At 43.9% G+C, this 26,445-nt stretch carries 26 protein-coding genes, 1 pseudogene and 1 other annotated feature; of the genes and pseudogenes, 10 read left to right on the top strand and 17 right to left on the bottom strand.

Features of this window, described 5'->3' with window-relative positions; genetic code table 11:
• Positions 1–168: 168 nt before the first annotated feature.
• Positions 169–1,593, top strand: a complete 1,425-nt coding sequence (sbcB, locus tag CRI63_RS19340; protein ID WP_135520490.1) for an exodeoxyribonuclease I — start codon at positions 169–171, stop codon at positions 1,591–1,593.
• Between the two features lie 75 nt (positions 1,594–1,668).
• Here sbcB and plaP read toward each other — a convergent pair whose 3' ends face one another.
• The 4 genes from plaP to CRI63_RS19320 all read right to left on the bottom strand — a co-directional run bounded on the left by plaP (position 1,669) and on the right by CRI63_RS19320 (position 5,094).
• Positions 1,669–3,027 carry a putrescine/proton symporter PlaP gene (gene plaP, locus CRI63_RS19335; protein ID WP_000019197.1) on the bottom strand — a complete coding sequence of 453 codons (1,359 nt, stop codon included), beginning with the start codon at positions 3,025–3,027 and terminating at the stop codon, positions 1,669–1,671.
• Positions 3,017–3,079 (bottom strand): membrane protein YoeI, encoded by a 63-nt coding sequence (gene yoeI / locus CRI63_RS19330; RefSeq protein ID WP_010723108.1) that lies wholly within the window; start codon positions 3,077–3,079, stop codon positions 3,017–3,019. Before yoeI ends, plaP begins: the two co-directional genes overlap by 11 nt.
• 215 nt (positions 3,080–3,294) lie before the next feature.
• Positions 3,295–4,224: a LysR substrate-binding domain-containing protein gene (locus tag CRI63_RS19325; RefSeq protein ID WP_135520488.1), complete on the bottom strand. Its 930-nt coding sequence runs from the start codon at positions 4,222–4,224 to the stop codon at positions 3,295–3,297.
• 45 nt (positions 4,225–4,269) lie between these two features.
• Positions 4,270–5,094, bottom strand: a complete 825-nt coding sequence (locus CRI63_RS19320; RefSeq protein WP_135520486.1) for an SDR family oxidoreductase — start codon at positions 5,092–5,094, stop codon at positions 4,270–4,272.
• 433 nt (positions 5,095–5,527) lie between these two features.
• Between CRI63_RS19320 and hisL the strand changes: the two genes are divergently transcribed.
• The 9 genes from hisL (at position 5,528) to hisIE (ending at position 12,757) form a co-directional block, all read left to right on the top strand.
• Positions 5,528–5,578, top strand: coding sequence for a his operon leader peptide (gene hisL / locus CRI63_RS19315; protein ID WP_001364200.1), 51 nt, complete (start codon positions 5,528–5,530; stop codon positions 5,576–5,578).
• Positions 5,554–5,677 (top strand) — a sequence feature (His leader region). Its footprint overlaps the gene before it by 25 nt.
• Positions 5,678–5,723: 46 nt before the next feature.
• Positions 5,724–6,623: an ATP phosphoribosyltransferase gene (gene hisG / locus CRI63_RS19310; protein WP_000131780.1), complete on the top strand. Its 900-nt coding sequence runs from the start codon at positions 5,724–5,726 to the stop codon at positions 6,621–6,623.
• Positions 6,624–6,628: 5 nt separating this feature from the next.
• Positions 6,629–7,933, top strand: coding sequence for a histidinol dehydrogenase (gene hisD, locus CRI63_RS19305; protein ID WP_135520484.1), 1,305 nt, complete (start codon positions 6,629–6,631; stop codon positions 7,931–7,933).
• Positions 7,930–9,000, top strand: a complete 1,071-nt coding sequence (gene hisC / locus CRI63_RS19300; RefSeq protein WP_135520482.1) for a histidinol-phosphate transaminase — start codon at positions 7,930–7,932, stop codon at positions 8,998–9,000. The genes hisD and hisC overlap by 4 nt, the downstream gene beginning before the upstream one ends.
• On the top strand, positions 9,000–10,067 hold the full coding sequence (gene hisB, locus CRI63_RS19295) for a bifunctional histidinol-phosphatase/imidazoleglycerol-phosphate dehydratase HisB (protein WP_135520480.1): 1,068 nt from the start codon (positions 9,000–9,002) through the stop codon (positions 10,065–10,067). Before hisC ends, hisB begins: the two co-directional genes overlap by 1 nt.
• Positions 10,067–10,657, top strand: coding sequence for an imidazole glycerol phosphate synthase subunit HisH (gene hisH, locus CRI63_RS19290; protein WP_096842980.1), 591 nt, complete (start codon positions 10,067–10,069; stop codon positions 10,655–10,657). Before hisB ends, hisH begins: the two co-directional genes overlap by 1 nt.
• The gene (gene hisA / locus CRI63_RS19285) at positions 10,657–11,394 is read left to right on the top strand and encodes a 1-(5-phosphoribosyl)-5-[(5-phosphoribosylamino)methylideneamino]imidazole-4-carboxamide isomerase (RefSeq protein WP_135520478.1); all 738 of its coding nucleotides are present in this window, start codon (positions 10,657–10,659) and stop codon (positions 11,392–11,394) included. The genes hisH and hisA overlap by 1 nt, the downstream gene beginning before the upstream one ends.
• Entirely contained in the window at positions 11,376–12,152 is a 777-nt protein-coding gene (hisF, locus tag CRI63_RS19280; RefSeq protein ID WP_135489124.1) for an imidazole glycerol phosphate synthase subunit HisF, read from the top strand. Before hisA ends, hisF begins: the two co-directional genes overlap by 19 nt.
• On the top strand, positions 12,146–12,757 hold the full coding sequence (gene hisIE, locus CRI63_RS19275) for a bifunctional phosphoribosyl-AMP cyclohydrolase/phosphoribosyl-ATP diphosphatase HisIE (protein ID WP_135487595.1): 612 nt from the start codon (positions 12,146–12,148) through the stop codon (positions 12,755–12,757). Before hisF ends, hisIE begins: the two co-directional genes overlap by 7 nt.
• 182 nt (positions 12,758–12,939) lie before the next feature.
• On the opposite strand, the gene wzzB is transcribed toward hisIE, so the two are convergent.
• The 13 genes and pseudogenes from wzzB to CRI63_RS19215 form a co-directional block, all read right to left on the bottom strand.
• Positions 12,940–13,920, bottom strand: a complete 981-nt coding sequence (gene wzzB, locus CRI63_RS19270) for an LPS O-antigen chain length determinant protein WzzB (RefSeq protein WP_135520623.1) — start codon at positions 13,918–13,920, stop codon at positions 12,940–12,942.
• Positions 13,921–14,064: 144 nt separating this feature from the next.
• Positions 14,065–15,233, bottom strand: a pseudogene (gene ugd / locus CRI63_RS19265) (UDP-glucose 6-dehydrogenase).
• A gap of 245 nt (positions 15,234–15,478) precedes the next feature.
• The gene (gndA, locus tag CRI63_RS19260) at positions 15,479–16,885 is read right to left on the bottom strand and encodes an NADP-dependent phosphogluconate dehydrogenase (RefSeq protein WP_135520476.1); all 1,407 of its coding nucleotides are present in this window, start codon (positions 16,883–16,885) and stop codon (positions 15,479–15,481) included.
• 425 nt (positions 16,886–17,310) lie between these two features.
• Entirely contained in the window at positions 17,311–18,447 is a 1,137-nt protein-coding gene (locus CRI63_RS19250; protein WP_135520474.1) for an ISAs1-like element ISEc1 family transposase, read from the bottom strand.
• 257 nt (positions 18,448–18,704) lie between these two features.
• Complete coding sequence (locus CRI63_RS19245; protein ID WP_135520472.1) at positions 18,705–19,283, bottom strand: acyltransferase; 579 nt, start codon at positions 19,281–19,283, stop codon at positions 18,705–18,707.
• A 427-nt stretch (positions 19,284–19,710) separates the two neighbouring features.
• A complete protein-coding gene (locus CRI63_RS19240; RefSeq protein ID WP_240782785.1) occupies positions 19,711–20,673 on the bottom strand; it encodes a glycosyltransferase family 4 protein in 963 nt (320 codons plus the stop codon).
• A gap of 4 nt (positions 20,674–20,677) precedes the next feature.
• Positions 20,678–20,851, bottom strand: coding sequence for a hypothetical protein (locus tag CRI63_RS24520; protein WP_240782778.1), 174 nt, complete (start codon positions 20,849–20,851; stop codon positions 20,678–20,680).
• 196 nt (positions 20,852–21,047) lie between these two features.
• Positions 21,048–21,662, bottom strand: coding sequence for a hypothetical protein (locus tag CRI63_RS19235; RefSeq protein WP_240782777.1), 615 nt, complete (start codon positions 21,660–21,662; stop codon positions 21,048–21,050).
• A complete protein-coding gene (locus CRI63_RS24515; protein WP_240782776.1) occupies positions 21,610–21,792 on the bottom strand; it encodes a glycosyltransferase in 183 nt (60 codons plus the stop codon). The genes CRI63_RS19235 and CRI63_RS24515 overlap by 53 nt, the downstream gene beginning before the upstream one ends.
• 1,213 nt (positions 21,793–23,005) lie before the next feature.
• Complete coding sequence (locus CRI63_RS24510; protein WP_240782775.1) at positions 23,006–23,386, bottom strand: hypothetical protein; 381 nt, start codon at positions 23,384–23,386, stop codon at positions 23,006–23,008.
• On the bottom strand, positions 23,379–23,927 hold the full coding sequence (locus CRI63_RS24505; protein ID WP_240782774.1) for a glycosyltransferase: 549 nt from the start codon (positions 23,925–23,927) through the stop codon (positions 23,379–23,381). Before CRI63_RS24505 ends, CRI63_RS24510 begins: the two co-directional genes overlap by 8 nt.
• A gap of 117 nt (positions 23,928–24,044) precedes the next feature.
• Complete coding sequence (locus CRI63_RS19220) at positions 24,045–24,947, bottom strand: WavQ (protein WP_135520470.1); 903 nt, start codon at positions 24,945–24,947, stop codon at positions 24,045–24,047.
• Positions 24,944–26,191, bottom strand: a complete 1,248-nt coding sequence (locus CRI63_RS19215) for an oligosaccharide flippase family protein (protein WP_276606374.1) — start codon at positions 26,189–26,191, stop codon at positions 24,944–24,946. The genes CRI63_RS19220 and CRI63_RS19215 overlap by 4 nt, the downstream gene beginning before the upstream one ends.
• Positions 26,192–26,445: the final 254 nt, after the last annotated feature.

The raw sequence follows: 26,445 nt of genomic DNA, 5'->3' as shown, positions 1-26,445 counted from the left end.
AATCCTGATGAACTGGCTGGAATAAAGTGCAAGAAAATGTGACATTTATCTCATTTTAATCTGACATTATCTGTTTCCACACGCAGCCAAAATATCGCTCTAAAGCTGATTAGCACAGTGATATTTGATACTCTGGCATACAACAGAAATAACGGATTTAACCTAACGATGAATGACGGTAAGCAACAATCTACCTTTTTGTTTCATGATTACGAAACCTTTGGCACGCACCCCGCGTTAGATCGCCCTGCGCAGTTTGCCGCCATTCGCACTGATAGCGAATTCAATATTATCGGCGAACCTGAAGTCTTTTACTGTAAGCCTGCGGACGATTATTTACCCCAGCCAGGGGCGGTGTTAATTACCGGCATCACGCCACAGGAAGCGCGTGCAAAAGGGGAAAACGAAGCTGCCTTTGCCGCCCGTATTCACTCGCTTTTTACCGTACCGAAGACCTGTATTCTTGGTTACAACAATGTGCGTTTTGACGACGAAGTTACGCGCAATATCTTTTATCGTAATTTTTACGATCCCTATGCCTGGAGTTGGCAGCATGATAACTCTCGCTGGGATCTGCTTGACGTGATGCGTGCCTGTTATGCCCTGCGCCCGGAGGGGATTAACTGGCCTGAAAATGAAGATGGTTTACCGAGCTTTCGACTTGAACATTTAACCAAAGCTAATGGTATTGAACATAGCAACGCCCACGATGCGATGGCCGATGTGTACGCCACTATTGCGATGGCGAAGTTGGTGAAAACACGTCAACCACGCCTGTTTGATTATCTCTTTACCCATCGTAATAAGCACAAACTGACGGCGTTGATTGATGTGCCGCAGATGAAACCGCTGGTACATGTTTCCGGTATGTTTGGCGCATGGCGCGGCAATACCAGCTGGGTGGCGCCACTGGCGTGGCATCCTGAAAATCGCAATGCCGTGATTATGGTGGATTTGGCGGGAGATATCTCGCCACTCCTGGAGCTGGACAGCAACACGCTGCGCGAGCGTCTGTACACCGCAAAGGCCGATCTGGGCGATAACGCCGCAATCCCGGTTAAGCTGGTGCATATCAATAAATGCCCGGTGCTGGCGCAGGCGAATACGCTGCGCCCGGAAGATGCCGACCGACTGGGAATTAATCGTCAGCATTGTCTCGATAACCTGAAAATTCTGCGTGAAAACCCGCAAGTCCGCGAAAAAGTGGTGGCGATATTTGCTGAAGCCGAACCATTTACACCTTCAGATAACGTCGATGCACAGCTCTATAATGGCTTTTTCAGTGACGCCGATCGCGCAGCAATGAAAATTGTCCTGGAAACCGAGCCGCGTAATTTACCGGCACTGGATATCACCTTTGTCGATAAACGTATTGAGAAACTGTTGTTCAATTATCGGGCGCGTAACTTCCCGGGGACGCTGGATTACGCCGAGCAGCAACGCTGGCTGGAGCACCGCCGTCAGGTCTTCACAGCAGAATTTTTGCAAGGTTATGCTGATGAATTGCAGATGCTGGCACAACAATATGCCGATGACAAAGAGAAAGTAGCGCTGTTAAAAGCGCTTTGGCAGTACGCGGAAGAGATCGTCTGAAACAAAAAAGCCGGAGTTTATATCTCTCCGGCTTTTTTAGATTTACCGGATGATTATGTCATCCGGCTTTAAAGATTATGCAACGTCTTCGTACTGCGGAACCGGGTTGCGGAAACTCTTAGTCACGCAAGCCAGGTAAATCAGACCGATAGCCGCCCAGATCAGCCCCAGAACCATTGAGCTTTCTTCCAGGTTAACCCACAGCGCACCTACAGTCAGCGCACCACACATCGGCAGGAACAGATACTGGAAGTGATCTTTCAGCGTCTTGTTACGCTTCTCACGGATCCAGAACTGCGAGATAACCGACAGGTTAACGAAGGTGAACGCCACCAGCGCACCAAAGTTAATCAGCGCCGTTGCCATTACCAGGTCAAAGTTGATTGCCAGCAGAGCAATCGCGCCAACCAGGATAATGTTCATCGCCGGAGTACGCCATTTCGGGTGTACATAACCGAAGAAGCTTTTCGGGAACACGCCGTCACGACCCATTACGTACATCAGACGCGCTACGCCTGCGTGCGCCGCCATACCGGACGCCAGTACGGTAATGGTGGAGAAGATCAGCGCGCCAACCTGGAACGCTTTGCCCGCAACGTACAGCATGATTTCAGGCTGTGACGCATCCGGATCTTTAAAGCGAGAGATATCCGGGAAGTACAGTTGCAGGAAGTAAGTTGCAAAGATGAAGATCATGCCGCCAATCAGCGCGGTCAGGAAAATTGCACGCGGGATCACGCGCTCTGCATCTTTGGTTTCTTCCGACAAGTTGCTGATGCCGTCAAAGCCGGTAAAGGAGAAGCACAGAATCGTCGCACCGGTAATCATCGGGATAACATGCGCATCGCCAGACCAGAACGGACGCGTGCTCGCCAGCGTACCAGCGCCTTCACCTTCAAATACGCCATAAACAACCATGCCCAGAATCACCGCGATCAGCACTACCTGCAACACCACGATTACGGTGTTGAAGTTCGCTACGGATTTCAGACTACGCAGGTTAAAGGCGGTCATAAAGGCCACCAGCGCCACCACAAACATCCACGATGGGATGGAAGGCACCAGAGCTTCAAAATAGATTTTCGCCAACAGAATGTTGATCATCGGCGCGAACAGATAGTCGAGCAGAGAAGACCAACCCACCATAAAGCCAACCGTCGGGCTAATGGATTTCTGGGCGTAAGTGTATGCAGAGCCAGCAGAAGGATAGCGGCGAACCAGCTTCCCGTAGCTCAGAGCCGTAAACAGGATCGCAATCAATGCGAACGCATAGGCTGTCGGCACATGACCATCCGTGAGGCCTGAAACGATACCAAAAGTATCAAACAGCGTCATCGGCTGCATATAGGCAAGACCCATCATTACAACCGGAACTAACGTAAGCGTTTTACGCAATTCCACGCGAGAGGTGTTTGGAGTAACGTTATGCGACATGGTCATTCTCCTTTACGGTGATAACCGTCGCGTAAGCAAAAAATTGCCCCATTTTTTTTTGATTCCTCAGCGACAACAACTGTCGATTTTTAGTAAATATCTATCCGGTACGAAGCCCGGCCTCTTGGTATGAATGATTGGTTTGAAGCAAAAAATAACCGACGCGTATGAAACGTCGGTTTTTAGTCATTTTTTGACAGCGGCGCATTGTGCCTAAATGGGGGGTAAATGACAAGAGAATGAGAGGCTTGTCATATAATTTTTTATTTAAATGGCTGATTTACCGTCATCAGATTTTGCATAAACACCAGCAATAGCACTATTTGCTAAAATCTCATCACGCCACCATGCACTGGCAAGCCCTGCGGTTTGTTCATTCCAGCCAATCCATACGGGTTCAAAGAGGGATTGCGCAACCACTTTCTTCTCAATTAACGCGCCACTTTCGAGAAAGCGTTGCGCCAGATAGCGCGGTAAATATCCGCAACCAAGGCCACTGATTTGCAATTCCAGTTTGGTTTTAAAATCAAATACGGTAATGGCCTCTTGTTCGTCGAGAAGTTGTGATGCCGTAGATGCGCCTGCCTGCGCGGTATCACCCACGATAATCGCCCGATAGCGTTTAATGATACGGCGATTTAACGGTTCCTCTTCCAGAGCTAATGGATGATGAGGTGCAATCGCGAAAACTTGTTCCAGATCGCCCAACCGAGAGAAACCATATTCGCTGGAAGATGGCGGTTCATGCATAGCGCCAACAATAATATCTGCCCTGCCCTGGGTCAGAGCCTCCCAGGAACCGCCCAGAACGCCATTGATAAACTTCAAACGCGTGACGTTGTGATGTTGATAAAAGGCTTCAATAAGTGGCGCAAGCAGTGAAAAGGGAAAGGTATCATCAACACCAATCACCAGTTCGTTTTCCCAGCCTTCATGGAGTTTGATCGCTTGTTTTTCCAGTTCATGGACAGTGTGGAGAACTTCCCGCCCCTTCTCTAATAACATCTTTCCGGTACGGGTAAATTTAGCGCGGTGACCGCTGCGGTCGAGTAATTGAATATTAAGGTCGCTTTCCAGCTTGTGAACGGTGTAACTCAGAGCGGACGGCGTCTTATAGAGTTTGGCCGACGCCGCCGCAAAACTGCCCTCTTTTTCTAAGGCATCGAGGATCATCAACACATCCAGCAGTGGTTTCATACACGCCCCCTTGCAGTGTATGCGGCGTCCTGCTGGCGTGATGGTTTACTCCAGCGGCATTACCAGCGGATCGGGATACTGGTATTCAAATCCCAGTTCATTACAGATCCGACTACCATCAATAATTTTACCTTTGCCGCTGTCCAGACTATTTCTGAACTGCGGAGGCTCCAGCCCCAGTAAACGGGCCATCTGCGGATAGAAAACATTGCGCGCAGGGTGAGCTGGCGCACATATATTATAGATGTGTCCGCCTTTAGGTGCCTGTAACAACAGAGTGATAGCGCCAATAACATCTTCTAAATGGACTAAATTCACACCATGTTCACCGTCCGGTGCGGTTTTTCCGGCAAAGAAGCGTCCGGGATGACGCCCAGGCCCAACCAGACCAGCAAGACGCAAAATATCAACCGAAGTACCGGGTAAATTGTGCAGCCAGTCTTCCAGCTCTTTTAACACTCGTCCACTGTTGGTCAGCGGATTACGCGGGGTGGTTTCTTTCACCGTGCCTTGTGCGTCGCCATAGACAGACGTTGAGCTGGTAAAAATAATGCGGGGAATACGATGAGCCAGCGCGCTATCCACCAGCTCCTGCACTGCTTGTAAATAGAACTCATCGCCGGGGCCGCTGCGGCGTGCCGGAAGCGTAATCACCAGCGCATCAGCATCCATCAGGGCATCCAGATCGTCAGAGTCGCAAACTAAATCGGGCTCCATGCGAAGCTGATAGCTATCAATGCCACTCATTTGGGCCGCTTCTACGCCATCTTGTGTAGTTTTACTCCCGGTGACTTGCCAGCCTTTCGCTGAAAGTGACATCGCCAGCGGCATGCCTAACCACCCTAACCCGACAATTGCGACCTTTTTCATCCGTTATCTCCTGATACACCTTAGATCTATAAGGCTACGCCAGCGTATCAAAACTGACAATTCATTCTATGAATGAATCGAAACTGTTAGCAAATATAGAATTATACAATTGTCTGATGCGCTCCGCTTATCAGGCCTACAAAAACATCAATATATTGAATTTACGCAACATTTGTTGACCGGATAAGGCGTTCACGCCGCATCCGGCATGAACAAAGCCCGCTTTAGTTACAGAACACAATGTTCTTGAGGGTTTTAAAGACATGTTTTCACGATTACTTTTTTAAAGTACTCACTCTTAGCCTCCTCCTTTCCCCGCTCATTCATTAAACAAATCCCTCGCCACAAAATATATAAAAAAGCCCTTGCTTTCTAACGTGAAAGTGGTTTAGGTTAAAAGACATCAGTTGAATAAACATTCACAGAGAATTTTATGACACGCGTTCAATTTAAACACCACCATCATCACCATCATCCTGACTAGTCTTTCAGGCGATGTGTGCTGGAAGACATTCAGATCTTCCAGTGGTGCATGAACGCATGAGAAAGCCCCCGGAAGATCACCTTCCGGGGGCTTTTTTATTGCGCGGTTGATAACGGTTCAGACAGGTTTAAAGAGGAATAACAAAATGACAGACAACACTCGTTTACGCATAGCTATGCAGAAATCCGGCCGTTTAAGCGATGACTCACGCGAATTACTGGCGCGCTGTGGCATTAAAATTAATCTTCACACCCAGCGCCTGATCGCGATGGCAGAAAACATGCCGATTGATATTCTGCGCGTGCGTGACGACGACATTCCCGGTCTGGTAATGGACGGCGTGGTAGATCTTGGGATTATCGGCGAAAACGTGCTGGAAGAAGAACTGCTTAACCGCCGCGCCCAGGGTGAAGATCCGCGCTACTTTACCCTGCGTCGACTGGATTTCGGCGGCTGCCGCCTTTCGCTGGCAACGCCGGTTGATGAAGCCTGGGATGGCCCGCTCTCCTTAAACGGTAAACGTATCGCCACCTCTTATCCTCACCTGCTCAAACGTTATCTCGACCAGAAAGGCATCTCTTTTAAATCCTGCTTACTGAACGGTTCTGTTGAAGTCGCCCCGCGCGCCGGACTAGCGGATGCGATTTGCGATCTGGTTTCCACCGGTGCCACGCTGGAAGCTAACGGCCTGCGCGAAGTCGAAGTTATCTACCGCTCGAAAGCCTGCCTGATCCAGCGCGATGGCGAAATGGAAGAATCCAAACAGCAACTGATCGACAAACTGCTGACCCGTATTCAGGGGGTGATCCAGGCACGCGAATCGAAATACATCATGATGCACGCACCGACCGAACGTCTGGATGACGTCATCGCCCTGCTGCCAGGTGCCGAACGCCCAACCATTCTGCCGCTGGCGGGTGATCAACAACGCGTAGCGATGCACATGGTCAGCAGCGAAACCCTGTTCTGGGAAACGATGGAAAAACTGAAAGCGCTGGGTGCCAGTTCAATCCTGGTCCTGCCGATTGAGAAGATGATGGAGTGATCGCCATGAGCTTTAACACAATCATTGACTGGAATAGCTGTACTGCGGAGCAACAACGCCAGCTGTTAATGCGCCCGGCGATCTCCGCTTCTGAAAGCATTACCCGCACTGTTAACGATATTCTCGATAACGTGAAAGCACGCGGCGATGACGCCCTGCGTGACTACAGCGCGAAGTTTGATAAAACCACGGTTACCGCGCTGAAGGTGTCTGCTGAGGAGATCGCCGCCGCCTGCGATCGCCTGAGCGACGAGCTAAAACAGGCGATGGCGGTGGCAGTAAAGAATATTGAAACCTTCCACACTGCGCAAAAACTGCCGCCGGTAGATGTAGAAACGCAGCCAGGCGTGCGTTGCCAGCAGGTCACGCGCCCGGTCGCTTCGGTTGGTTTGTATATTCCTGGCGGCTCCGCCCCGCTCTTCTCAACGGTATTAATGCTGGCAACTCCGGCGCGTATTGCGGGCTGTAAAAAAGTGGTGCTGTGCTCACCGCCGCCGATTGCCGATGAGATCCTTTACGCGGCACAGCTGTGCGGTGTACAGGACGTGTTTAACGTCGGCGGCGCACAGGCCATTGCCGCACTGGCGTTTGGTACGGAATCTGTGCCGAAAGTGGACAAAATCTTCGGGCCGGGTAACGCCTTTGTCACCGAGGCAAAACGCCAGGTAAGCCAGCGTCTTGACGGTGCGGCGATCGATATGCCCGCAGGCCCGTCGGAAGTGCTGGTCATCGCCGACAGCGGCGCTACGCCGGATTTCGTGGCATCTGATTTGCTCTCCCAGGCTGAACACGGCCCGGATTCACAGGTGATTTTACTGACGCCCGACGCTGATATGGCGCGTTGCGTTGCCGAAGCCGTCGAACGCCAGCTGGCACAGCTGCCGCGTGCCGAAACCGCCCGTCAGGCACTGAGCGCCAGCCGTCTGATCGTGACCAACGATTTAGCGCAGTGCGTAGAGATCTCCAACCAGTACGGTCCGGAGCACCTGATCATTCAGACCCGCAACGCCCGCGAACTGGTCGATGGCATCACCAGCGCCGGTTCGGTATTTCTTGGTGACTGGTCACCGGAATCGGCAGGCGACTACGCCTCCGGCACCAACCACGTGCTGCCGACTTACGGTTATACCGCGACGTGTTCCAGCCTCGGCCTGGCGGATTTCCAGAAGCGCATGACCGTGCAGGAACTGTCGAAAGAAGGGTTCTCCGCGCTGGCTGCAACCATTGAAACACTGGCCGCCGCCGAGCGCCTGACCGCCCATAAAAATGCCGTTACTTTGCGTGTTAACGCCCTTAAGGAGCAAGCATGAGCACCGTGACTATTACCGATTTAGCGCGTGAAAACGTCCGCAACCTGACGCCGTATCAGTCGGCGCGTCGTCTGGGCGGTAATGGCGACGTCTGGCTGAACGCCAACGAATATCCCACAGCCGTGGAGTTTCAGCTCACTCAGCAAACGCTCAACCGCTACCCGGAATGCCAGCCGAAAGCGGTGATTGAAAATTACGCACAATATGCAGGCGTAAAACCGGAACAGGTGCTGGTCAGCCGTGGCGCGGACGAAGGTATTGAACTACTGATTCGCGCTTTTTGCGAACCAGGTAGAGACGCCATCCTCTACTGCCCGCCAACGTACGGCATGTACAGCGTCAGCGCCGAAACTATTGGCGTCGAGTGCCGCACAGTGCCGACGCTGGACAACTGGCAACTGGACTTACAGGGCATTTCCGACAAGCTGGACGGCGTAAAAGTGGTCTATGTTTGCAGCCCCAATAACCCGACCGGGCAACTGATCAACCCGCAGGATTTTCGCACCCTGCTGGAGTTAACCCGCGGTAAAGCGATTGTGGTTGCCGATGAAGCCTATATTGAGTTTTGCCCGCAGGCATCGCTGGCTGGCTGGCTGGCGGAATATCCGCACCTGGCTATTTTGCGCACACTGTCGAAAGCTTTTGCTCTGGCGGGGCTTCGTTGCGGATTTACGCTGGCAAACGAAGAAGTCATCAACCTGCTGATGAAAGTGATCGCCCCCTACCCGCTCTCGACGCCCGTTGCCGACATTGCGGCCCAGGCGTTACACCCGCAGGGGATCGTCGCCATGCGCGAACGAGTGGCACAAATTATTGCTGAACGTGAATACCTGATTGCCGCACTGAAAGAGATCCCCTGCGTGGAGCAGGTTTTCGACTCCGAAACCAACTACATTCTGGCGCGCTTTAAAGCTTCCAGCGCAGTGTTTAAATCTTTGTGGGATCAGGGCATTATCTTACGTGATCAGAATAAACAACCCTCTTTAAGCGGTTGCCTGCGAATTACCGTCGGAACCCGTGAAGAAAGCCAGCGCGTCATTGACGCCTTACGTGCGGAGCAAGTTTGATGAGTCAGAAGTATCTTTTTATCGATCGCGATGGAACCCTGATTAGCGAACCGCCGAGTGATTTTCAGGTGGATCGTTTTGACAAACTCGCCTTTGAACCGGGTGTGATCCCGGAGCTGCTGAAGCTGCAAAAAGCGGGCTACAAGCTGGTGATGATCACCAATCAGGATGGTCTTGGAACACAAAGTTTCCCGCAGGCGGATTTCGATGGCCCGCACAACCTGATGATGCAGATCTTCACCTCGCAAGGCGTGCAGTTTGATGAAGTGCTGATTTGCCCGCACCTGCCCGCAGATGAGTGCGACTGCCGTAAGCCGAAAGTAAAACTGGTGGAGCGTTATCTGGCAGAGCAAGCGATGGACCGTGCCAACAGTTATGTAATTGGCGATCGCGCGACCGACATTCAACTGGCGGAAAACATGGGCATTAATGGTTTACGCTACGACCGCGAAACCCTGAACTGGCCAATGATTGGCGAGCAGCTCACTAAACGAGATCGTTACGCTCACGTAGTACGTAACACCAAAGAGACGCAGATTGACGTTCAGGTGTGGCTGGATCGCGAAGGCGGCAGCAAAATTAACACTGGCGTTGGCTTCTTTGATCACATGCTGGACCAGATTGCCACCCACGGCGGTTTCCGCATGGAAATCAACGTCAAAGGCGATCTCTATATCGACGATCACCACACCGTCGAAGATACCGGCCTGGCGCTGGGCGAAGCGTTAAAAATTGCCCTCGGCGACAAACGCGGTATTTGCCGCTTTGGTTTTGTGCTGCCGATGGACGAATGCCTTGCCCGCTGCGTGCTGGATATCTCTGGTCGCCCGCACCTGGAATATAAAGCTGAATTTACCTACCAGCGCGTGGGCGATCTCAGCACCGAAATGATCGAGCACTTCTTCCGTTCGCTTTCTTACACCATGGGCGTGACGCTCCACCTGAAAACCAAAGGTAAAAACGATCACCACCGTGTAGAGGGCCTGTTCAAAGCCTTTGGTCGCACCCTGCGCCAGGCCATCCGCGTGGAAGGCGACACCCTGCCCTCGTCGAAAGGAGTGCTGTAATGAACGTGGTGATCCTTGATACCGGCTGCGCCAACCTGAACTCGGTGAAGTCGGCCATTGCACGTCACGGTTATGAACCAAAAGTCAGCCGTGACCCGGACGTGGTGTTGCTGGCCGATAAACTGTTTTTGCCCGGCGTTGGCACTGCGCAAGCAGCGATGGATCAGGTGCGTGAACGCGAGCTGTTTGAACTCATCAAAGCCTGTACCCAACCGGTGCTGGGCATCTGCTTAGGGATGCAGCTGCTGGGGCGGCGCAGCGAAGAGAGCAACGGCGTCGATTTGCTGGGCATCATCGACGAAGACGTGCCGAAAATGACCGACTTTGGTCTGCCCCTGCCGCATATGGGCTGGAACCGCGTTTACCCGCAGGCAGGCAACCGTCTGTTTCAGGGGATTGAAGACGGCGCGTACTTTTACTTTGTTCACAGTTACGCAATGCCGGTCAATCCGTGGACCATTGCCCAGTGTAATTACGGCGAACCATTCACCGCGGCGGTACAAAAAGATAACTTCTACGGCGTGCAGTTCCACCCGGAGCGTTCTGGTGCCGCTGGCGCTAAGCTGCTGAAAAACTTCCTGGAGATGTGATGATTATTCCGGCATTAGATTTAATCGACGGCACCGTGGTGCGTCTCCATCAGGGCGATTACGGCAAACAACGTGATTACGGTAACGACCCGCTGCCGCGCTTACAGGATTACGCCGCACAAGGTGCCGAAGTGTTGCACCTTGTGGATCTGACCGGGGCAAAAGATCCGGCTAAACGTCAAATCCCGCTGATTAAAACCCTGGTCGCGGGCGTTAACGTCCCTGTGCAGGTTGGCGGCGGCGTGCGTAGCGAAGAAGATGTGGCAGCGTTACTGGAAGCAGGCGTTGCGCGCGTGGTGGTCGGCTCCACCGCAGTGAAATCACCAGAAATGGTGAAAGGCTGGTTTGAACGCTTCGGTGCCGATGCGCTGGTGCTGGCACTGGATGTACGCATTGACGAGCAAGGCAACAAGCATGTGGCAGTCAGCGGCTGGCAAGAGAACTCGGGCGTTTCGCTGGAACAACTGGTGGAAACCTATCTGCCCGACGGCCTGAAACATGTGCTGTGTACCGATATCTCGCGCGACGGCACGCTGGCAGGTTCTAACGTCTCTTTATATGAAGAAGTGTGCGCCAGATATCCGCAGGTGGCGTTTCAGTCCTCCGGCGGTATTGGCGACATTGATGATGTGGCGGCCCTGCGTGGTACTGGCGTTCGCGGCGTAATAGTTGGTCGTGCATTACTGGAAGGTAAATTCACCGTGAAGGAGGCCATCGCATGCTGGCAAAACGCATAATTCCGTGTCTCGACGTTCGTGATGGTCAGGTGGTGAAAGGCGTACAGTTTCGCAACCATGAAATCATTGGCGATATCGTGCCGCTGGCAAAACGCTACGCCGAAGAAGGTGCAGACGAACTGGTGTTCTATGATATCACCGCTTCCAGCGATGGCCGTGTAGTAGATAAAAGCTGGGTATCTCGCGTGGCGGAAGTAATCGACATTCCGTTTTGTGTGGCGGGTGGGATTAAGTCTCTGGAAGATGCCGCGAAAATTCTTTCCTTTGGCGCGGATAAAATTTCCATCAACTCCCCTGCGCTGGCAGACCCAACATTAATTACTCGCCTGGCGGATCGCTTTGGCGTGCAGTGTATTGTGGTCGGCATTGATACCTGGTACGACGCCGAAACCGGTAAATATCATGTGAATCAATATACCGGCGATGAAAGCCGCACCCGCGTCACTCAGTGGGAAACACTCGACTGGGTAGAGGAAGTGCAAAAACGCGGTGCCGGAGAAATCGTCCTCAACATGATGAATCAGGACGGCGTGCGTAACGGTTACGACCTCGAACAACTGAGAAAAGTGCGTGAAGTCTGCCACGTTCCGCTGATTGCCTCCGGCGGCGCGGGCACTATGGAGCACTTCCTTGAAGCCTTCCGCGATGCCGACGTTGACGGCGCGCTGGCAGCTTCGGTATTCCACAAACAAATAATCAATATTGGTGAATTAAAAGCGTACCTGGCAACACAGGGCGTGGAGATCAGGATATGTTAACAGAACAACAACGCCGCGAACTGGACTGGGAAAAAACCGACGGACTGATGCCGGTGATTGTGCAACACGCGGTATCCGGCGAAGTGTTAATGCTGGGCTACATGAACCCGGAAGCCTTAGACAAAACCATCGAAAGCGGCAAAGTCACCTTCTTCTCGCGCACTAAACAGCGACTGTGGACCAAAGGCGAAACGTCCGGCAATTTCCTCAATGTGGTGAGTATTGCCCCGGACTGCGACAACGACACGTTACTGGTGCTGGCGAATCCCATCGGGCCAACCTGCCACAAAGGCACCAGCAGCTGCTTCGGCGACACCGCTCACCAGTGGCTGTTCCTTTATCAACTGGAACAACTGCTCGCCGAACGCAAATCTGCCGACCCGGAAACCTCCTATACAGCCAAATTGTATGCCAGCGGCACTAAGCGCATTGCGCAGAAAGTGGGCGAAGAAGGCGTGGAAACCGCACTGGCAGCGACGGTACATGACCGCTTTGAACTGACCAACGAGGCATCGGACTTGATGTATCACCTGCTGGTGTTGTTGCAGGATCAGGAGCTGGACTTAACGACGGTAATTGAGAACCTGCGTAAACGGCATCAGTGAGTTGCAGGCTGACCGGATGTGATGTAGCTATCGCATCCGGAGCCATTGCCCGATGCGCAAGTTTATCGGACCTACTATTCGCTCTGCACACGTAGGCTGAATAAGATGCGCCAGCATCGCATCCAGCAACAAAAAAGGGCAAGGCGCCACCACCCTGCCCTTTTTATTTAAAGCTGAAAAGACTATTTCGCGTTGTAATTACGCAGCGCATTACGCCCCAGCACAATTCCCGCGCCAACCATGCCGCCCAGCAGTACAGCCAGAATCAGTGTGATGGCCTTTTTCGGGCTATCGCGACGAATTGGCAGTGTGGGTTTCATCACATAGCGGTAAGCATGAATATCAAGATCATCTACCTTTAAGCTTTCGATATCCAGCAGGTTTTGACGAGTCTGATAATAGTTTGGCGAGAACACAAGCGGACGAGTCGCTTCGTGCTTTATCATCGACTCCAGCGCTTCGCTACCTAACAAAAGCAACGTATCCTGAGTAATATTTTCACCAGTCTGCTGAATCTGCGGCTTTATTACCTGCGCCTGATTCGCATACTGCAACGCTTCCTGAATCTGGCGGATACGCAGCGTTTTTTGCTCCTGAGCCACCACTTCCTGAGTTTTCAGGGAGTCCTGCAAGGTTTTCATACCCAAAGCGATATTATCCTTCAGGTCCTTTTCCAGCTCTTCATTCACTCGGTCATCAACCTGTTGAATGTATTCAGCCAGCTTTTTCTGTGCATCCGCTGCAGTGTGCCCGACATAAGAAACAGCTAACGGTAACGGCTGGTTTTTAACAGCAGGTTCGATAGTCAGTTTTTCGCGTTCTTCCTGATTATCCAGCGTTTCCGCTAATGCAGAAAAAGCAGAACTGAAGCGCCCAATCAACGCCTCCTGTAAATCAGCTACTTTTGGCGCAGCCTGGCCATAAATTACATTCATGGCGTTGTTATAGCCGGCAATTTGCCCCACATCGGGCTGAGTGACAATGGCTGTTGACGTCCATTGCTCTTTCGCTACTGCCAGGTATCCAATAGCCAACACGATAGCCACAATGATTGTGGCGATAATGGTCATCTTCCCACGCCACAGTTGCATCAGTAAATCAATTAAATCAATCTGTTCCGGGTCATTGTTGTGCCCAGAAATATTATTATTTTCAACTTTCATCATTACCCTAACAGACGGAAAATTTCAGGTCGCCATAGTTTAGCGATAATCCGTATGAATGCCATAGGATAAACAATAAATATAATGAATTGTTACATGAACATAGATACCAACTACCGCCAAAAATCATCTGATTACAGATAGTTAATCGCTACCGAAAAGATCGCGGGTGTAGACCTTGTCTGCTGCATCTTTAAGCTCTTCTGACATTCGATTAGAGATAATGACATCCGCCTGTTGCTTAAAAGTCGCGAGATCACGTTCCAGACGTGAATTGAAAAACATTTCTTCCTTCATTACCGGTTCATAGATAATCACTTCTACCCCCTTAGCTTTGATACGCTTCATGATCCCCTGAATGGAAGACGCACGAAAGTTATCTGAACCGCTCTTCATAATTAGGCGATATATCCCTACGACTTTTGGTTTGCGCGACAAGATAGCATCGGCAATAAAGTCTTTGCGGGTACGGTTAGCTTCAACGATGGCAGAAATGATATTGTTTGGCACAGACTGGTAATTTGCCAGAAGCTGCTTGGTATCTTTCGGCAAACAGTAACCACCGTAACCAAATGATGGATTGTTGTAATGATTGCCGATACGCGGATCAAAACAAACACCTTCAATGATTTGACGGGTGTTCAATCCCAGGCTTTCTGCATAACTGTCCAGCTCGTTAAAGTACGCCACGCGCATGGCAAGGTAAGTATTGGCAAAAAGTTTAATGGCCTCTGCTTCTGTTGAATCAGTAAACAGAGTCGGGATATTTTGCTTAACTGCCCCTTCCTGTAATAACGCGGCAAACCGCTGTGCACGTTCAGAACGTTCGCCTATCACAATACGGGAAGGATGAAGGTTATCGTAAAGGGCTTTGCCTTCTCGGAGGAATTCAGGGGAGAAGATGATGTTCTCTGTCTTGAATTTTTTTTTGCATCGCGGCCGTAAAACCTACCGGAACCGTGGACTTAATAATCATTACTGCATGAGGGTTTATTTCTGTAACATCTTTAATTACTGATTCTACGCTGGATGTATTGAAATAATTGGTTTTAGGATCATAGTCGGTCGGGGTTGCGATGATTACATAATCAGCATTCCGGTAGGCTTCTTTTTTTATCTAACGTGGCATTAAAACGTATTTTGTCTGATTGCAAAAATTGCTGAATTTCTTTATCAACAATAGGAGATATCCGATCATTTAGCATTGCAACGCGAGATGGTAAAATATCTAATGCTACAACGTTATGATTTTGTGCGATTAATAGCCCATTAGACAGGCCAACATAACCGGTTCCGGAAATGGTGATTTTCATTTCATGCTCTCAGAATTAACTTAACTATGAATCATGATGTTTTAGCATCCTGATAAGAGTTAAAAGTTTTAACGCCACGATGATGTCTGGTCAACGAAACGAAAAACATTTCAGATTTTCTTTATAAGAATAGCTGCTATTTATTAAGTTAGTATTAAGCAATGAATTTAAATCAATAAGATTGATAGCAAAAAAAAAGCCCGGCGATAAATGCCGGGCCTTAGTTTAATACTGATTAAATCAGATTAATCCAGCCATTCCGTGTGGAATACACCTTCTTTATCAATGCGCTTATAGGTATGCGCACCGAAATAGTCACGCTGTGCCTGGATCAAGTTTGCAGGCAGTACTGCGGCACGATAGCTGTCATAATAAGCAACCGCTGCAGAGAAGGTAGGTACTGGAATACCGTTCTGCACCGCATAAGCAACAACATCACGCAGAGCTTGCTGGTAATCGTCGGCAATTTTCTTAAAGTACGGGGCTAACAGCAGGTTAGCAATCTTCGGATTTTCGGCGTAAGCATCCGTGATTTTCTGCAGGAACTGAGCGCGAATGATACAACCGGCACGGAAGATCTTCGCAATTTCACCATAATTCAGATCCCAGTTGTACTCTTCAGACGCCGCACGTAACTGCGAGAAGCCCTGCGCGTAAGAAACAATCTTACCCAGATAAAGCGCACGGCGAACTTTTTCGATGAACTCTGCTTTGTCGCCCGCTGGCTGTGCTTGCGGACCCGATAGTACTTTAGACGCAGCTACGCGCTGATCTTTCAGGGAAGAGATATAACGAGCAAACACAGACTCAGTAATCAGCGACAGCGGTTCGCCGAGATCCAGCGCGCTCTGACTGGTCCATTTACCCGTACCTTTGTTCGCTGCTTCATCCAGGATCACATCAACCAGGTATTTACCGTCTTCATCTTTTTTGGTGAAGATGTCTTTAGTGATGTCGATCAGGTAGCTGCTCAGTTCACCGTTATTCCACTCGGTAAAGGTTTGTGCCAGTTCTTCGTTAGATAGATTCAGCCCACCTTTCAGCAGAGAATAGGCTTCAGCAATCAGTTGCATATCACCGTATTCAATACCGTTGTGAACCATCTTCACATAGTGACCTGCGCCATCAGCACCAATATAGGTAACGCACGGTTCGCCATCTTCAGCAACGGCGGCGATTTTGGTCAGGATAGGTGCAACCAGTTCATAGGCTTCTTTCTGCCCACCAGGCATGATAGAAGGTCCTTTCAGCGCGCCCTCTTCACCACCGGAAACACCCGTACCGATGAAGTTAAAGCCTTCTGCAGAAAGCTCGCGGTTACGACGAATGGTGTCCTGGAAGAAGGTATTACCACCATCAATGATGATATCGCCTTTATCGAGATATGGTTTCAGGGAATCAATAGCAGCATCCGTGCCTGCACCTGCTTTCACCATTAACAGGATGCGACGAGGCGTTTCCAGAGATTCAACAAACTCTTTCACCGTATAGTAAGGAACCAGTTTCTTGCCTGGATTTTCGGCAATCACTTCTTCCGTCTTTTCACGAGAACGGTTGAAAATAGAGACGGTATAACCACGGCTTTCGATGTTGAGCGCAAGGTTGCGTCCCATCACTGCCATACCGACGACGCCGATCTGTTGCTTTGACATTGTTTACTCCTGTCAGGGGTGGTCACCGCGGATTGCGGCTTATTGAAGATAAAGAATAGCTTAATTTATATCTTCTTTTACAGCCATATATTTCCTAATTAGGAAATTGCTTGTAACTTGTACAGTTTTATATTTAACCACTAATGTTATAAAAAAGTTCGGCTAATTTTATTAATTCATTATTACTATTATTTTGAATTAGTTCAACATGATTTTCTTTGCTTGTATTGAAATAATCGCTGCCAATAGCAGAAAGATGTGAGAATGGTGATGTGCACATCTTATCAAGAAGAGAACACCCCAAAAAATAATTCATTGAATACTGAATCCCTAACATGTGCAATATTGTTGGCGCGAAACTTAAAGAATTTTTACCTCCTGCATCTAAAACTTCAGGCGTAATATCTTTCCCAATCAGGGCAAGATTACGAAAGCCCGCTCCCCGCAAGGACTGACGCGAGATAGTTTCTGTCCATGGCTGCTTTTCGCATCTTACGTCTTAACCCTGCCTTGAATACCTTATCATTCGTCAAAATATTAATAGCAATGTGCCGTATCCCTGAAAATAATTCTGCTGCATTTCCTCTTCTTATTTTGCAGTCGTCTTCATTCATTACCACGTCCAGACGCCAGTGCAGCTTATTCTCCACGTGCCAGTGATTTCGGATCGCTGTGGCGAACTTCTCAGCGGTTAAATCAGCAGAACTGATATAATATCTGACCGTCATTTCTGGCTCTTTCTTTTGTTCTGCTATTATGGACCGAAAGGAGACTGCCACGCATAATTTCTTCAGCCCTTTCCATTCAAACGTGAAATCAATAAGTTCATCAGGGACATCGCAAACAATATGAAGACGGATCTCTTCTCTGCCGTGACTCTTTTCACTAATTGCGTAACTGTCATGCTCTGGATTATTTAATTCTTTCAGCGGAAATTTTTCCTCGAAGGCTTTATTTAGCCGCCCCTGGTTTCCTTTTACAGCGAATAAATAATCACCTCCCTGTTTTTGTATCTTCTCTGCAATATCTTTCTGGCAACCCATCGCATCAGTTGTGATGATTTTCCCTTTAATATCCAGCATGTTAAGAAGTTCAGGGATAGCTGTGATCTCATTAGATTTCTCATCCGTCTTGATCTGTCCGATGACCAGACTGTGCATTGTTGAGAACGCACTAATGACATGAATCGCTCCCTTGCGGCGACTCTTGTCATAAGAATGCCGGAGCGTTTTTCCATCAATTGCAATGACGTCTTTATCATTTGACGAATGGCAGTCACGCATCCAGTTAATAAAGCACTCGTGAAATTTTGCAGGACTGATACAGGATACAACTCTGGCAATGGTATCGTGAACAGGAATACCATTTTCAAAATCACCATACTGCTTCAAAAAATCGAGATGTGTTTCCCCAAAATCTTCTATATCTTCCCATCCTTCTGCACCAGAAATAACGGCACAAATAGTCAACAGTAGAATATCCGATAATTTATGTTCCACTTTCCAGGCTTGTCTGTAATCGGGAATAATAGAAATATGTTCCATCAATTTTTTAAGTTCCATTTTGCTCTCCTTAATTATGTAAGGAGTATTTGATCATGTATAAGTAATAAAAAACAGCTTCAGGTAATGAGGAATATCTCAATTTTTAAACATAAAATGCGAATTATTTAGTACAAAAAGTGTACTTCTGATGATCTTTCCCTGGTACAAAAAGTGTACTTCTGATGATCTTTCCCTGTTGTACTACATACAAAATGCCTTTACCTGACTACCGTCTCAATAATAACCATTCAGCAGAATTCAAATATTAAATTATTTTACTGACTTTGTTTAGAATTATTTAATTCTTTATTAAAAAGCAGTTCAAGCTCCAGTAAATCTTTTTTTCTTTCTTTAATCCTTTTTGCAGGAATACCGAAGTAACAGCCCCAAGGTTTGGTAGATTTTGTCACCATCGTCATAGCTCCGACTGAACATCCTTCTTCAATTGTTACACCAGGAAATACTAATGAATTTGTACCAATTATGACATGCTTACCAATTACAACTTGCTTAATTATTTCCTTTTTAAATTTTTTGGGTATCGTAGGGTTAGTCATAGTACGCCCAGTATAATCATCTGATTGAGAAAAGACGTGGCAACCATATGCTAGTCCAGAGAAATCACCAAGTGTTACACCTTCTATACCTCCAGCAATATTGCAAAATGCCGCAATATGTACATTCTTTCCTACCGTAACTTTTCCGGATAATAGACAAAAATCATCAATTCTTGAGTTATCCCCAATTTCAATATTTTCAGAATTGTAAATTGAAGCCTTGCTGCTAATCTTTACATTTTTACCAATTTTTTTGAAACCTAATTCTTTAAGTTCTAAATCAGACAAAAATGACATAGTTCACCCCAATATATTAAAAATATAATTAATGCTTTTGAATAATAATTCAAGCATTAAATCCTAATAGTAGACTCAAAAAAACAAACTACTAGATTAAAAAATGTATGAAATCATAGAAATCTAAGTTACAATAAAATTATATCACTGAAGTATCATATGAAAAGCAAATGATTTATTACGAATAAAATGTAGCGTGCGCATAACGATCTTCAATATATATAAAGAAAAATTAGTAATGTTAATAGAATATTGAACCAAAAACGCATCTAAAAATACAATAGTCATTAACCACAAATAAAACATCACGAAATTGCATTCAACATATAATCATAACCAAAACAATTTTACAACATAAATTTTAATGCATATTTGACAAACAAGTTATCAATAACTAACCAAGCAACGGAATTAACCTCCAAATACTTTAAGATAAATATTTTTCTAATGTGTTATGGTACATTTTAATTATTTTATTTTCGTCAAATTTTCTAATAATATACTCTCTCCCTGCGTAGCCCATATTTATTCTTTCTTGTGACGTAAGCGCAATAAATTTACGCATTGCATTCGCTAAGCCAATGTGATCACGTACATTGCAAATAAATCCCGTTTCACCATCGACTACAACATCCTTGCAGCCTACGTTGTTAGTGGTGATTATTGGCTTGCGCATTGATGATGCTTCCATTAATGCTCGAGGTACTCCTTCTCTATAGAATGAAGGTAAAACTATACAATCAGCGCTCATTAGATGTGGTCTAATATCATTTTCTACACCTAAATACTCAACTATGCCTTTAAGTTGCCAATTTTCAATTTCTTGTCTTGTAATGGCACCAGGGTTATGACTATCACAAGCGCCTAACAATTGAAATCTAACATTGGGACACTCAGCTTTTAAAAGCTTGGCAGCATCAACATATACACCAACACCTTTTTCCCAGAGCATTCGGGCTACAAGAAGAAATATAATATTATCATCAGAATTTATCTGTTCCAAAACTTGTTTGGGGCTAAAATAATCAGTATCAACACCTTCACTTGCCAAAATGAATGATTTATTTTTATTTATTATTCTTTTTCTTAAAAAGACATCCCTATCATCCTCATTCAAAAACCATACCTCTTTTGCAAAACGAAATGAAAACGCATATAGATGAGTAATGAACTTAGTTAGAAGTGTTTCTTTGTTAAATACAAAACCAAGTCCTGTAGTTATCGCTATAGATTTGCAATTAGTAATACCAGCCGCTATCGAGCCATAAATATTTAGTTTGATGGTATAATGAAAAATAAAGTCAGGCTTTATTTTCCTATATATTTTAATCAACTTCAACAACAGCATTAAATCTTTAAATGGATTTCTTCCTTGAGATGAAACAGAAATCGATTCAAAATAGCACCCTAAGCTCTTGATTTTTTCTTATATAATCGTCTGCTGGAGCAACGATAGTAACTTCATATCCTTTTGCAATTAAACTTTTTATCAATCCTTTCCGAAAATTATAGACTGACCAAAGTGTATTTGCCACAAGCAATATATGTTTACCATTTTTACGAGACATATTTAATCCTTATTTACTTAAACCATCCAGTAACAAATAAAATTTTAAAAAAATACATCATCCATAAATTTTACTCTCTTTACACGCCTCGCAAGAACATACTTCAATCTACCTACTAAACTATCTTGGCATTCAACAAAATCTCTACTCATTGCATACGCTTCTTTTTTGTTATGTCTTAAACAGTATAAAGAAATCAACTCCATCTGAAACAATAAAAGATGGCTTCCATTTTTTTATTTTTTTTAAATTGCCTTATTCTATTATGAAAAATATTTTTAAATCCCGATTTTATGCCTACAACATTATTATCATGCTGTCTATAACTGAGATAACTGTTGTGGTCATATATTAATATGCCGGATATTTTTGCCAGTATTAAAAAAAACCAATCATGCATAACAATCCGATTGGCAATATTTTCCTCTTCTAAATCTAAATCTAAATATAATTTACGTAAATATTGGTTAAAAACAAAAGTACAACCAGGCGCACAATTTTCAATCAATATATTATTCAGCGAAAAATCACTATGAGAATCATAACAACCTATATAATTCAATTTATCATCAACATAATTATACGAAGAGCAATAGCCTATTGCTGTATTTTGCTCATATTGTGCAATCTTAGTTGTTGCAGCAATCAATTTAAGGGGATCCCATACATCATCCTGATCACAAAAGGCGTAGTAATCATAATCCTCAACTTTCTTAACCAACCACAAAAAACTAGCTATAACCCCAACATTTTCACCTTCATACAAAAATATGGAGTGATTTTGCGACATATAGTGTTTTAATAATTTCACATGTTGAATCAACAGAACCATCATCTCGTATATGAATATGCAAATCGAAATCTCTATAGCACTTTATTATCGACTCCAGTTGTTCTCTAATATATTTTTCGCCATTATAACTCGATAATAAAATAGCCATTTTTTTTTAATTTCATTTTTTTCCTATATCATCAACATTAATTGTATTTCACATACTGAATAAAACTCAGGTTTTACTTATATCTGATATTATCCAAATCTACAGAACCGAGTATTCTTTTAAAATCTCAAGATGATAAATATTTATATAAAACATGATAAAGCATATACCAACGACGACTAGTTTTGCAAAATTTTTTTGCTTGAAAAGGAGGACTAAGGATGGAAGTAATATTATCTCACTGATAGAAAAAAGTTCACTAACACGTAATGAAAAAACTGGCAGTGAAGATAAAACAATGAAAGCAAGCGGGGATAAAGAATAGATTTTTAAAAAAAGCACCCCCTTACCTATCAATAATTTTTCCCGAGCAATAACAAAAGAAAGTGTAACTATAAGCAGATGTAATATTTGCATTACAGAAAAAATATTAACAGGGACAAAATCAGCACCTTGACTTTGGTTAATATAATCACTGAACTTATATTGTACATAAGAAATAGGGATAAAATTTATTACAGTTAAAAAAGTTCACCCCCGAATAATAAGACAAATACGCACCAAATAGCATAAAAAAATAAATAATGATGTATTTTCGGCTAACAGCATATGGATCAAACAATAAAACAACAAGAAATAATAATGCAGTTATATGGAATGTTGCTGCAAGAGAGATCAATATGACAAATTCTATGGCTTTTGTCTTTTTTAGCATACTGCAACACCGAATATAAGACTATAGCGCCTGCAACCCCAGCCCTTATCTGAGTCATATCTTGCAATAAAAAAGTATTAGAGTAATACACGAGCACTGATAGCAATAAAAAAGGTGAACAATTTTTAATTACATTATATTTTAATGAAATTGATATCAGCGCAAAAAACGACAAAAACAATTAAATAGGCATTAAATACATTGATTGCAATAAAACTCATCAATTTAAATGATGGCTCTATTGGAAATAATAAGTTATTTGCCGAATCAAAAATCAACATGATATAGTTTGCATAATCCCTATCGACAGACTCGCCGCGAAATGCACACATTAAAAACAAGAATATCATTATTGCTTTTAGCAAGAGTTTCTGCGCAGGAAGAAATGATAGTGCAGCGATGCTTATAAATATTGATAGGTATAAAAACATTACAATCTCATTTCACGATAAAATGGTTAATATAGCTTAACATTAGTTTTTAATTGCCAATATATTATCAAGAATTAGAGAAGTAACCTTTCCCCATTTTACCTGTTACACCATCTCTTATTGCAATCGCTAACAACTTGATTTTCTTTAATTTTGAAGATGCACTAAGTGTATGTACAATTATAAATAATGGTAACTTAAAAAACAAATATACACGATGATTGAATGATATTTTATTTTTACGAACTAGATATATTGAATTTCTAACTATGAAATAATGTCTAAAATCACTATGCATTATCACATTTTTCCCAAATACACGTTTCGCTTCATTTCCAATATTGTGCATCATGACAATGTTTGGCACTACATAAGATATTAACCCCATTTTCTTCGCACGTTCGCACCATTCAATATCGACAAAATCTATAAACAAAGACTCATCCATAACACCTATTTTTTTCCAGGACTTCCATTCTAATCAAACTCCCTGAGGAAATTAGAAAATCAGTCTCTATCGGGTGTACGCCTTGGAGCAATGTTGTTTTCTGAAAAGGTTTTATATGGATTGCTCCTGTTATCTTTCCAGTTTTCTCATCCTTAAATGCTGGACCAAGTACAGCTACTTGTTTTCCGTCATTTATAAGAGAACGTTCACTCAACAGCAACGTATTAACCATATCTTCTGGAAGGATACTGTCTTGATCCAAAAATAAAATATGTGATGCCTTCGATTGCTTGGCATATTGAATTCCAATATTCTGAGCTTTTGCAATACCCAAATTGTTGTTTAAACGATAGAGCTCAATTTTATCTTCGTATGATTCAAACTCTGCATCAGGTATAATAAAACTCGGATCATCCGTGTTATCTACAAGTACAATTTTGTCAACTTGTACAATTGTTGTTCTTAATAATTCATGTACCCGATTAGTTTCCGGCCTGAAAAGAATCACAATCGCAATAATATACTTACCTTGTTCTATCATATTTTTCCTATCACTAGTTAGATGCAATGTATTAAATCATACAACGGTCAATCCATTAGTAAAACTTAACCAAACCAACATAGATTATGTTATATGTAACTAGTTTATAATTTGCTATTACCAAAAAAATTCAATTTCTTGCAAGCAATTAATAACTCTATCTATTGATTTATTATGTTCAGCTACTATATGACTATAGACTCTATCTTTGGTCCTTTCTGCCCAATTAATTTGTTCTTCAGTAAAACCATAAGCTATCCCATAACGGTCGCTTTCATTAGGGTACCAGTCGTTCACACTTTGCTCTTCTGTTGGTACAACATATGATGGGCAACCACATAGAACAGAAAATATAGAATATGCAGTATAATCATCATAAGAAATAAATTTTTGTGCTCGTTTAAATATATTCGCTATTTGTTGATGTGTTAAACCATCAATTTTTATTGAATTTGGGGGATGAACTATTTTTTTGTCAGAACCTTTCCGAATAAGATAACAACATTCTATATCCCTTTCTTGACTTACTTTATTGTTGTATATCTGAATCGGATAGTAAATTACCTTTAGCTCATTTGATGCTAAGCAAGATCCCTCATTATAAAAGTCATTAATCGCTGAGTTAAATTTAAAATAGAGTTCATTTTTTCCATAGTCCACAATATTAGTATGATATCCTGGCTGATGTAACAGCCACCTTACAACATTTTTTATTTTTAAAGGATTACCATTAATTATTTCAGGATAGATCACCACAGAATCTGACGGAAAATTATTTAGTTTTAGCCAAACAGGAGTATCCCACTCATTATTAGTTTTAAACTTAAATTTACCATAAAGCTCCCATTTTAATTTTGATAGAAACTTCCTAATTGTTCTGCTTCCATAATAAAATGGGTCTAATTTAACTAAATATGCATTATGAGTACTGTATTTGTTAATTATATGACATAGCCGATGCAAAACCACAGAACCGCCGCTATTTTCATCATATGAGTTTGTATATATATATATATTCATTTATCAGTAATCTTTAATGAAATTTGTGAAACTCTTTTCGCTATCAACATACAGTGAACAATAGCAAACACAAGCCCTGCAAAGCCCACTAAAAATAGTTGTACAAATAAAATCCATTTAACACCATGCTCATATTGAAATTTTTGTAGAAAACTTAAAATAATATCAACTCTATCAAAAAATAAAGGAATGATATATAAATATATAATCCGTAATCCTTTGATAAAGAACTTGGCAAAATTATACCCGCCCCATAATAAAAATAAAAAAGCAGAACTTACACCAAAGAAAATAGATGTTCCCTCTCCAAAATATTTTTTTGCAACAAAGATATTTACCGGGATTACGATAATACTAAATAGTGCATAGACAATAGTATGTTTCTTTAGTTCACCAAAGCTATATAACAGTAAAAATACAAAATTGGAATATATTGAAAATACTCCACCTATAAATAACCATGGTAAATAGTTGGCAGCTTTTACTGATAATGTTTCATTACCGCTCCATATAAATATAATATCCTTACTATAAAAAACCAAAAATGCACTTAGCGGTATTGTAACGATAAATATAAATATCAACGAATTGCTAAACAATTCAGAATATGCTTTTAAGTTTTTTTGATGATAATATCTTGTTAGCTTGGGTTGTAAATATTGATTTAGTGGGTCACTCAATATAGCTAATACACTTATTATTGATACCGCCACACTGTAAATGCCATATTCGGTCAATGTACTGTATTTGGTTAGTGCTAATTTATCTGATTGATTAACCAAAACCCATAAAATTGATAAAGTTGACAACTGTAACGCGAATCCTATTATTTTCTTAACTGATGTATCACTAAGTTCGATATTATTTTCTTTTGGAGGACATAATAATAATCCTGTTTTTCTTATTTTCTCACTACACAACACCATTAAAGCACAGCTAATAGCCGATGAAATCAATTGCATCGAAAAATAAAACTCAATCCCTTCATTAAAGTATTTCATTAAAAATATCGTTAATGGTTGAGATAGTGTAATGCTGAATAAATTAATAGTTGTCAATGTAACTTGTGATTCGTTAGAAAGTAGTATGCTACGAGATGGCCCTTGCATATAACGTAATGCAAATATCCAAAACATCAATGTTGTACAAAAAACAACCACCCCTCTATCCAGTTGTGTATTGAGCCATGAAGCACTATACTGCTCACTTATCCACCAACCAATGATAGCTAATAAAAATGACACAACTAAAAAAAAACATAACTATTTTTTTATATAGTATGTTAAATTTTTTTATATGTTTCTTGATTTTTCCTAGAAATAATTGCTTCTCTAGTTATTACGCTTCCCAAGCCAGCATCCAAGATACTAAGGCAAGCCTGAAGAACTGTAAAAAATCCAATTAGACCATATGTCTCTAATCCAACTATATCTATCAGTATTGGAATAAGAATAATTGTAATTAATGCGGAATATATCCTTACGCTATATATGTAGGT

Source organism: Escherichia sp. E2661 (assembly GCF_004745185.1).
Taxonomy (GTDB): Bacteria; Pseudomonadota; Gammaproteobacteria; order Enterobacterales; family Enterobacteriaceae; genus Escherichia.
This window is presented reverse-complemented; position numbering and strand designations above follow the sequence as displayed.

Coding starts and splice junctions, on each gene's coding strand:
- sbcB (WP_135520490.1), top strand. CDS start 169: ATGAATGACGGTAAGCAACAATCTACCTTTTTGTTTCATGATTACGAA.
- plaP (WP_000019197.1), bottom strand. CDS start 3,027: ATGTCGCATAACGTTACTCCAAACACCTCTCGCGTGGAATTGCGTAAA.
- CRI63_RS19325 (WP_135520488.1), bottom strand. CDS start 4,224: ATGAAACCACTGCTGGATGTGTTGATGATCCTCGATGCCTTAGAAAAA.
- CRI63_RS19320 (WP_135520486.1), bottom strand. CDS start 5,094: ATGAAAAAGGTCGCAATTGTCGGGTTAGGGTGGTTAGGCATGCCGCTG.
- hisG (WP_000131780.1), top strand. CDS start 5,724: ATGACAGACAACACTCGTTTACGCATAGCTATGCAGAAATCCGGCCGT.
- hisD (WP_135520484.1), top strand. CDS start 6,629: ATGAGCTTTAACACAATCATTGACTGGAATAGCTGTACTGCGGAGCAA.
- hisC (WP_135520482.1), top strand. CDS start 7,930: ATGAGCACCGTGACTATTACCGATTTAGCGCGTGAAAACGTCCGCAAC.
- hisB (WP_135520480.1), top strand. CDS start 9,000: ATGAGTCAGAAGTATCTTTTTATCGATCGCGATGGAACCCTGATTAGC.
- hisH (WP_096842980.1), top strand. CDS start 10,067: ATGAACGTGGTGATCCTTGATACCGGCTGCGCCAACCTGAACTCGGTG.
- hisA (WP_135520478.1), top strand. CDS start 10,657: ATGATTATTCCGGCATTAGATTTAATCGACGGCACCGTGGTGCGTCTC.
- hisF (WP_135489124.1), top strand. CDS start 11,376: ATGCTGGCAAAACGCATAATTCCGTGTCTCGACGTTCGTGATGGTCAG.
- hisIE (WP_135487595.1), top strand. CDS start 12,146: ATGTTAACAGAACAACAACGCCGCGAACTGGACTGGGAAAAAACCGAC.
- wzzB (WP_135520623.1), bottom strand. CDS start 13,920: ATGAAAGTTGAAAATAATAATATTTCTGGGCACAACAATGACCCGGAA.
- gndA (WP_135520476.1), bottom strand. CDS start 16,885: ATGTCAAAGCAACAGATCGGCGTCGTCGGTATGGCAGTGATGGGACGC.
- CRI63_RS19250 (WP_135520474.1), bottom strand. CDS start 18,447: ATGGAACTTAAAAAATTGATGGAACATATTTCTATTATTCCCGATTAC.
- CRI63_RS19245 (WP_135520472.1), bottom strand. CDS start 19,283: ATGTCATTTTTGTCTGATTTAGAACTTAAAGAATTAGGTTTCAAAAAA.
- CRI63_RS24520 (WP_240782778.1), bottom strand. CDS start 20,851: ATGTCTCGTAAAAATGGTAAACATATATTGCTTGTGGCAAATACACTT.
- CRI63_RS24515 (WP_240782776.1), bottom strand. CDS start 21,792: ATGGCTATTTTATTATCGAGTTATAATGGCGAAAAATATATTAGAGAA.
- CRI63_RS24510 (WP_240782775.1), bottom strand. CDS start 23,386: ATGGATGAGTCTTTGTTTATAGATTTTGTCGATATTGAATGGTGCGAA.
- CRI63_RS24505 (WP_240782774.1), bottom strand. CDS start 23,927: ATGATAGAACAAGGTAAGTATATTATTGCGATTGTGATTCTTTTCAGG.
- CRI63_RS19220 (WP_135520470.1), bottom strand. CDS start 24,947: ATGAATATATATATATATACAAACTCATATGATGAAAATAGCGGCGGT.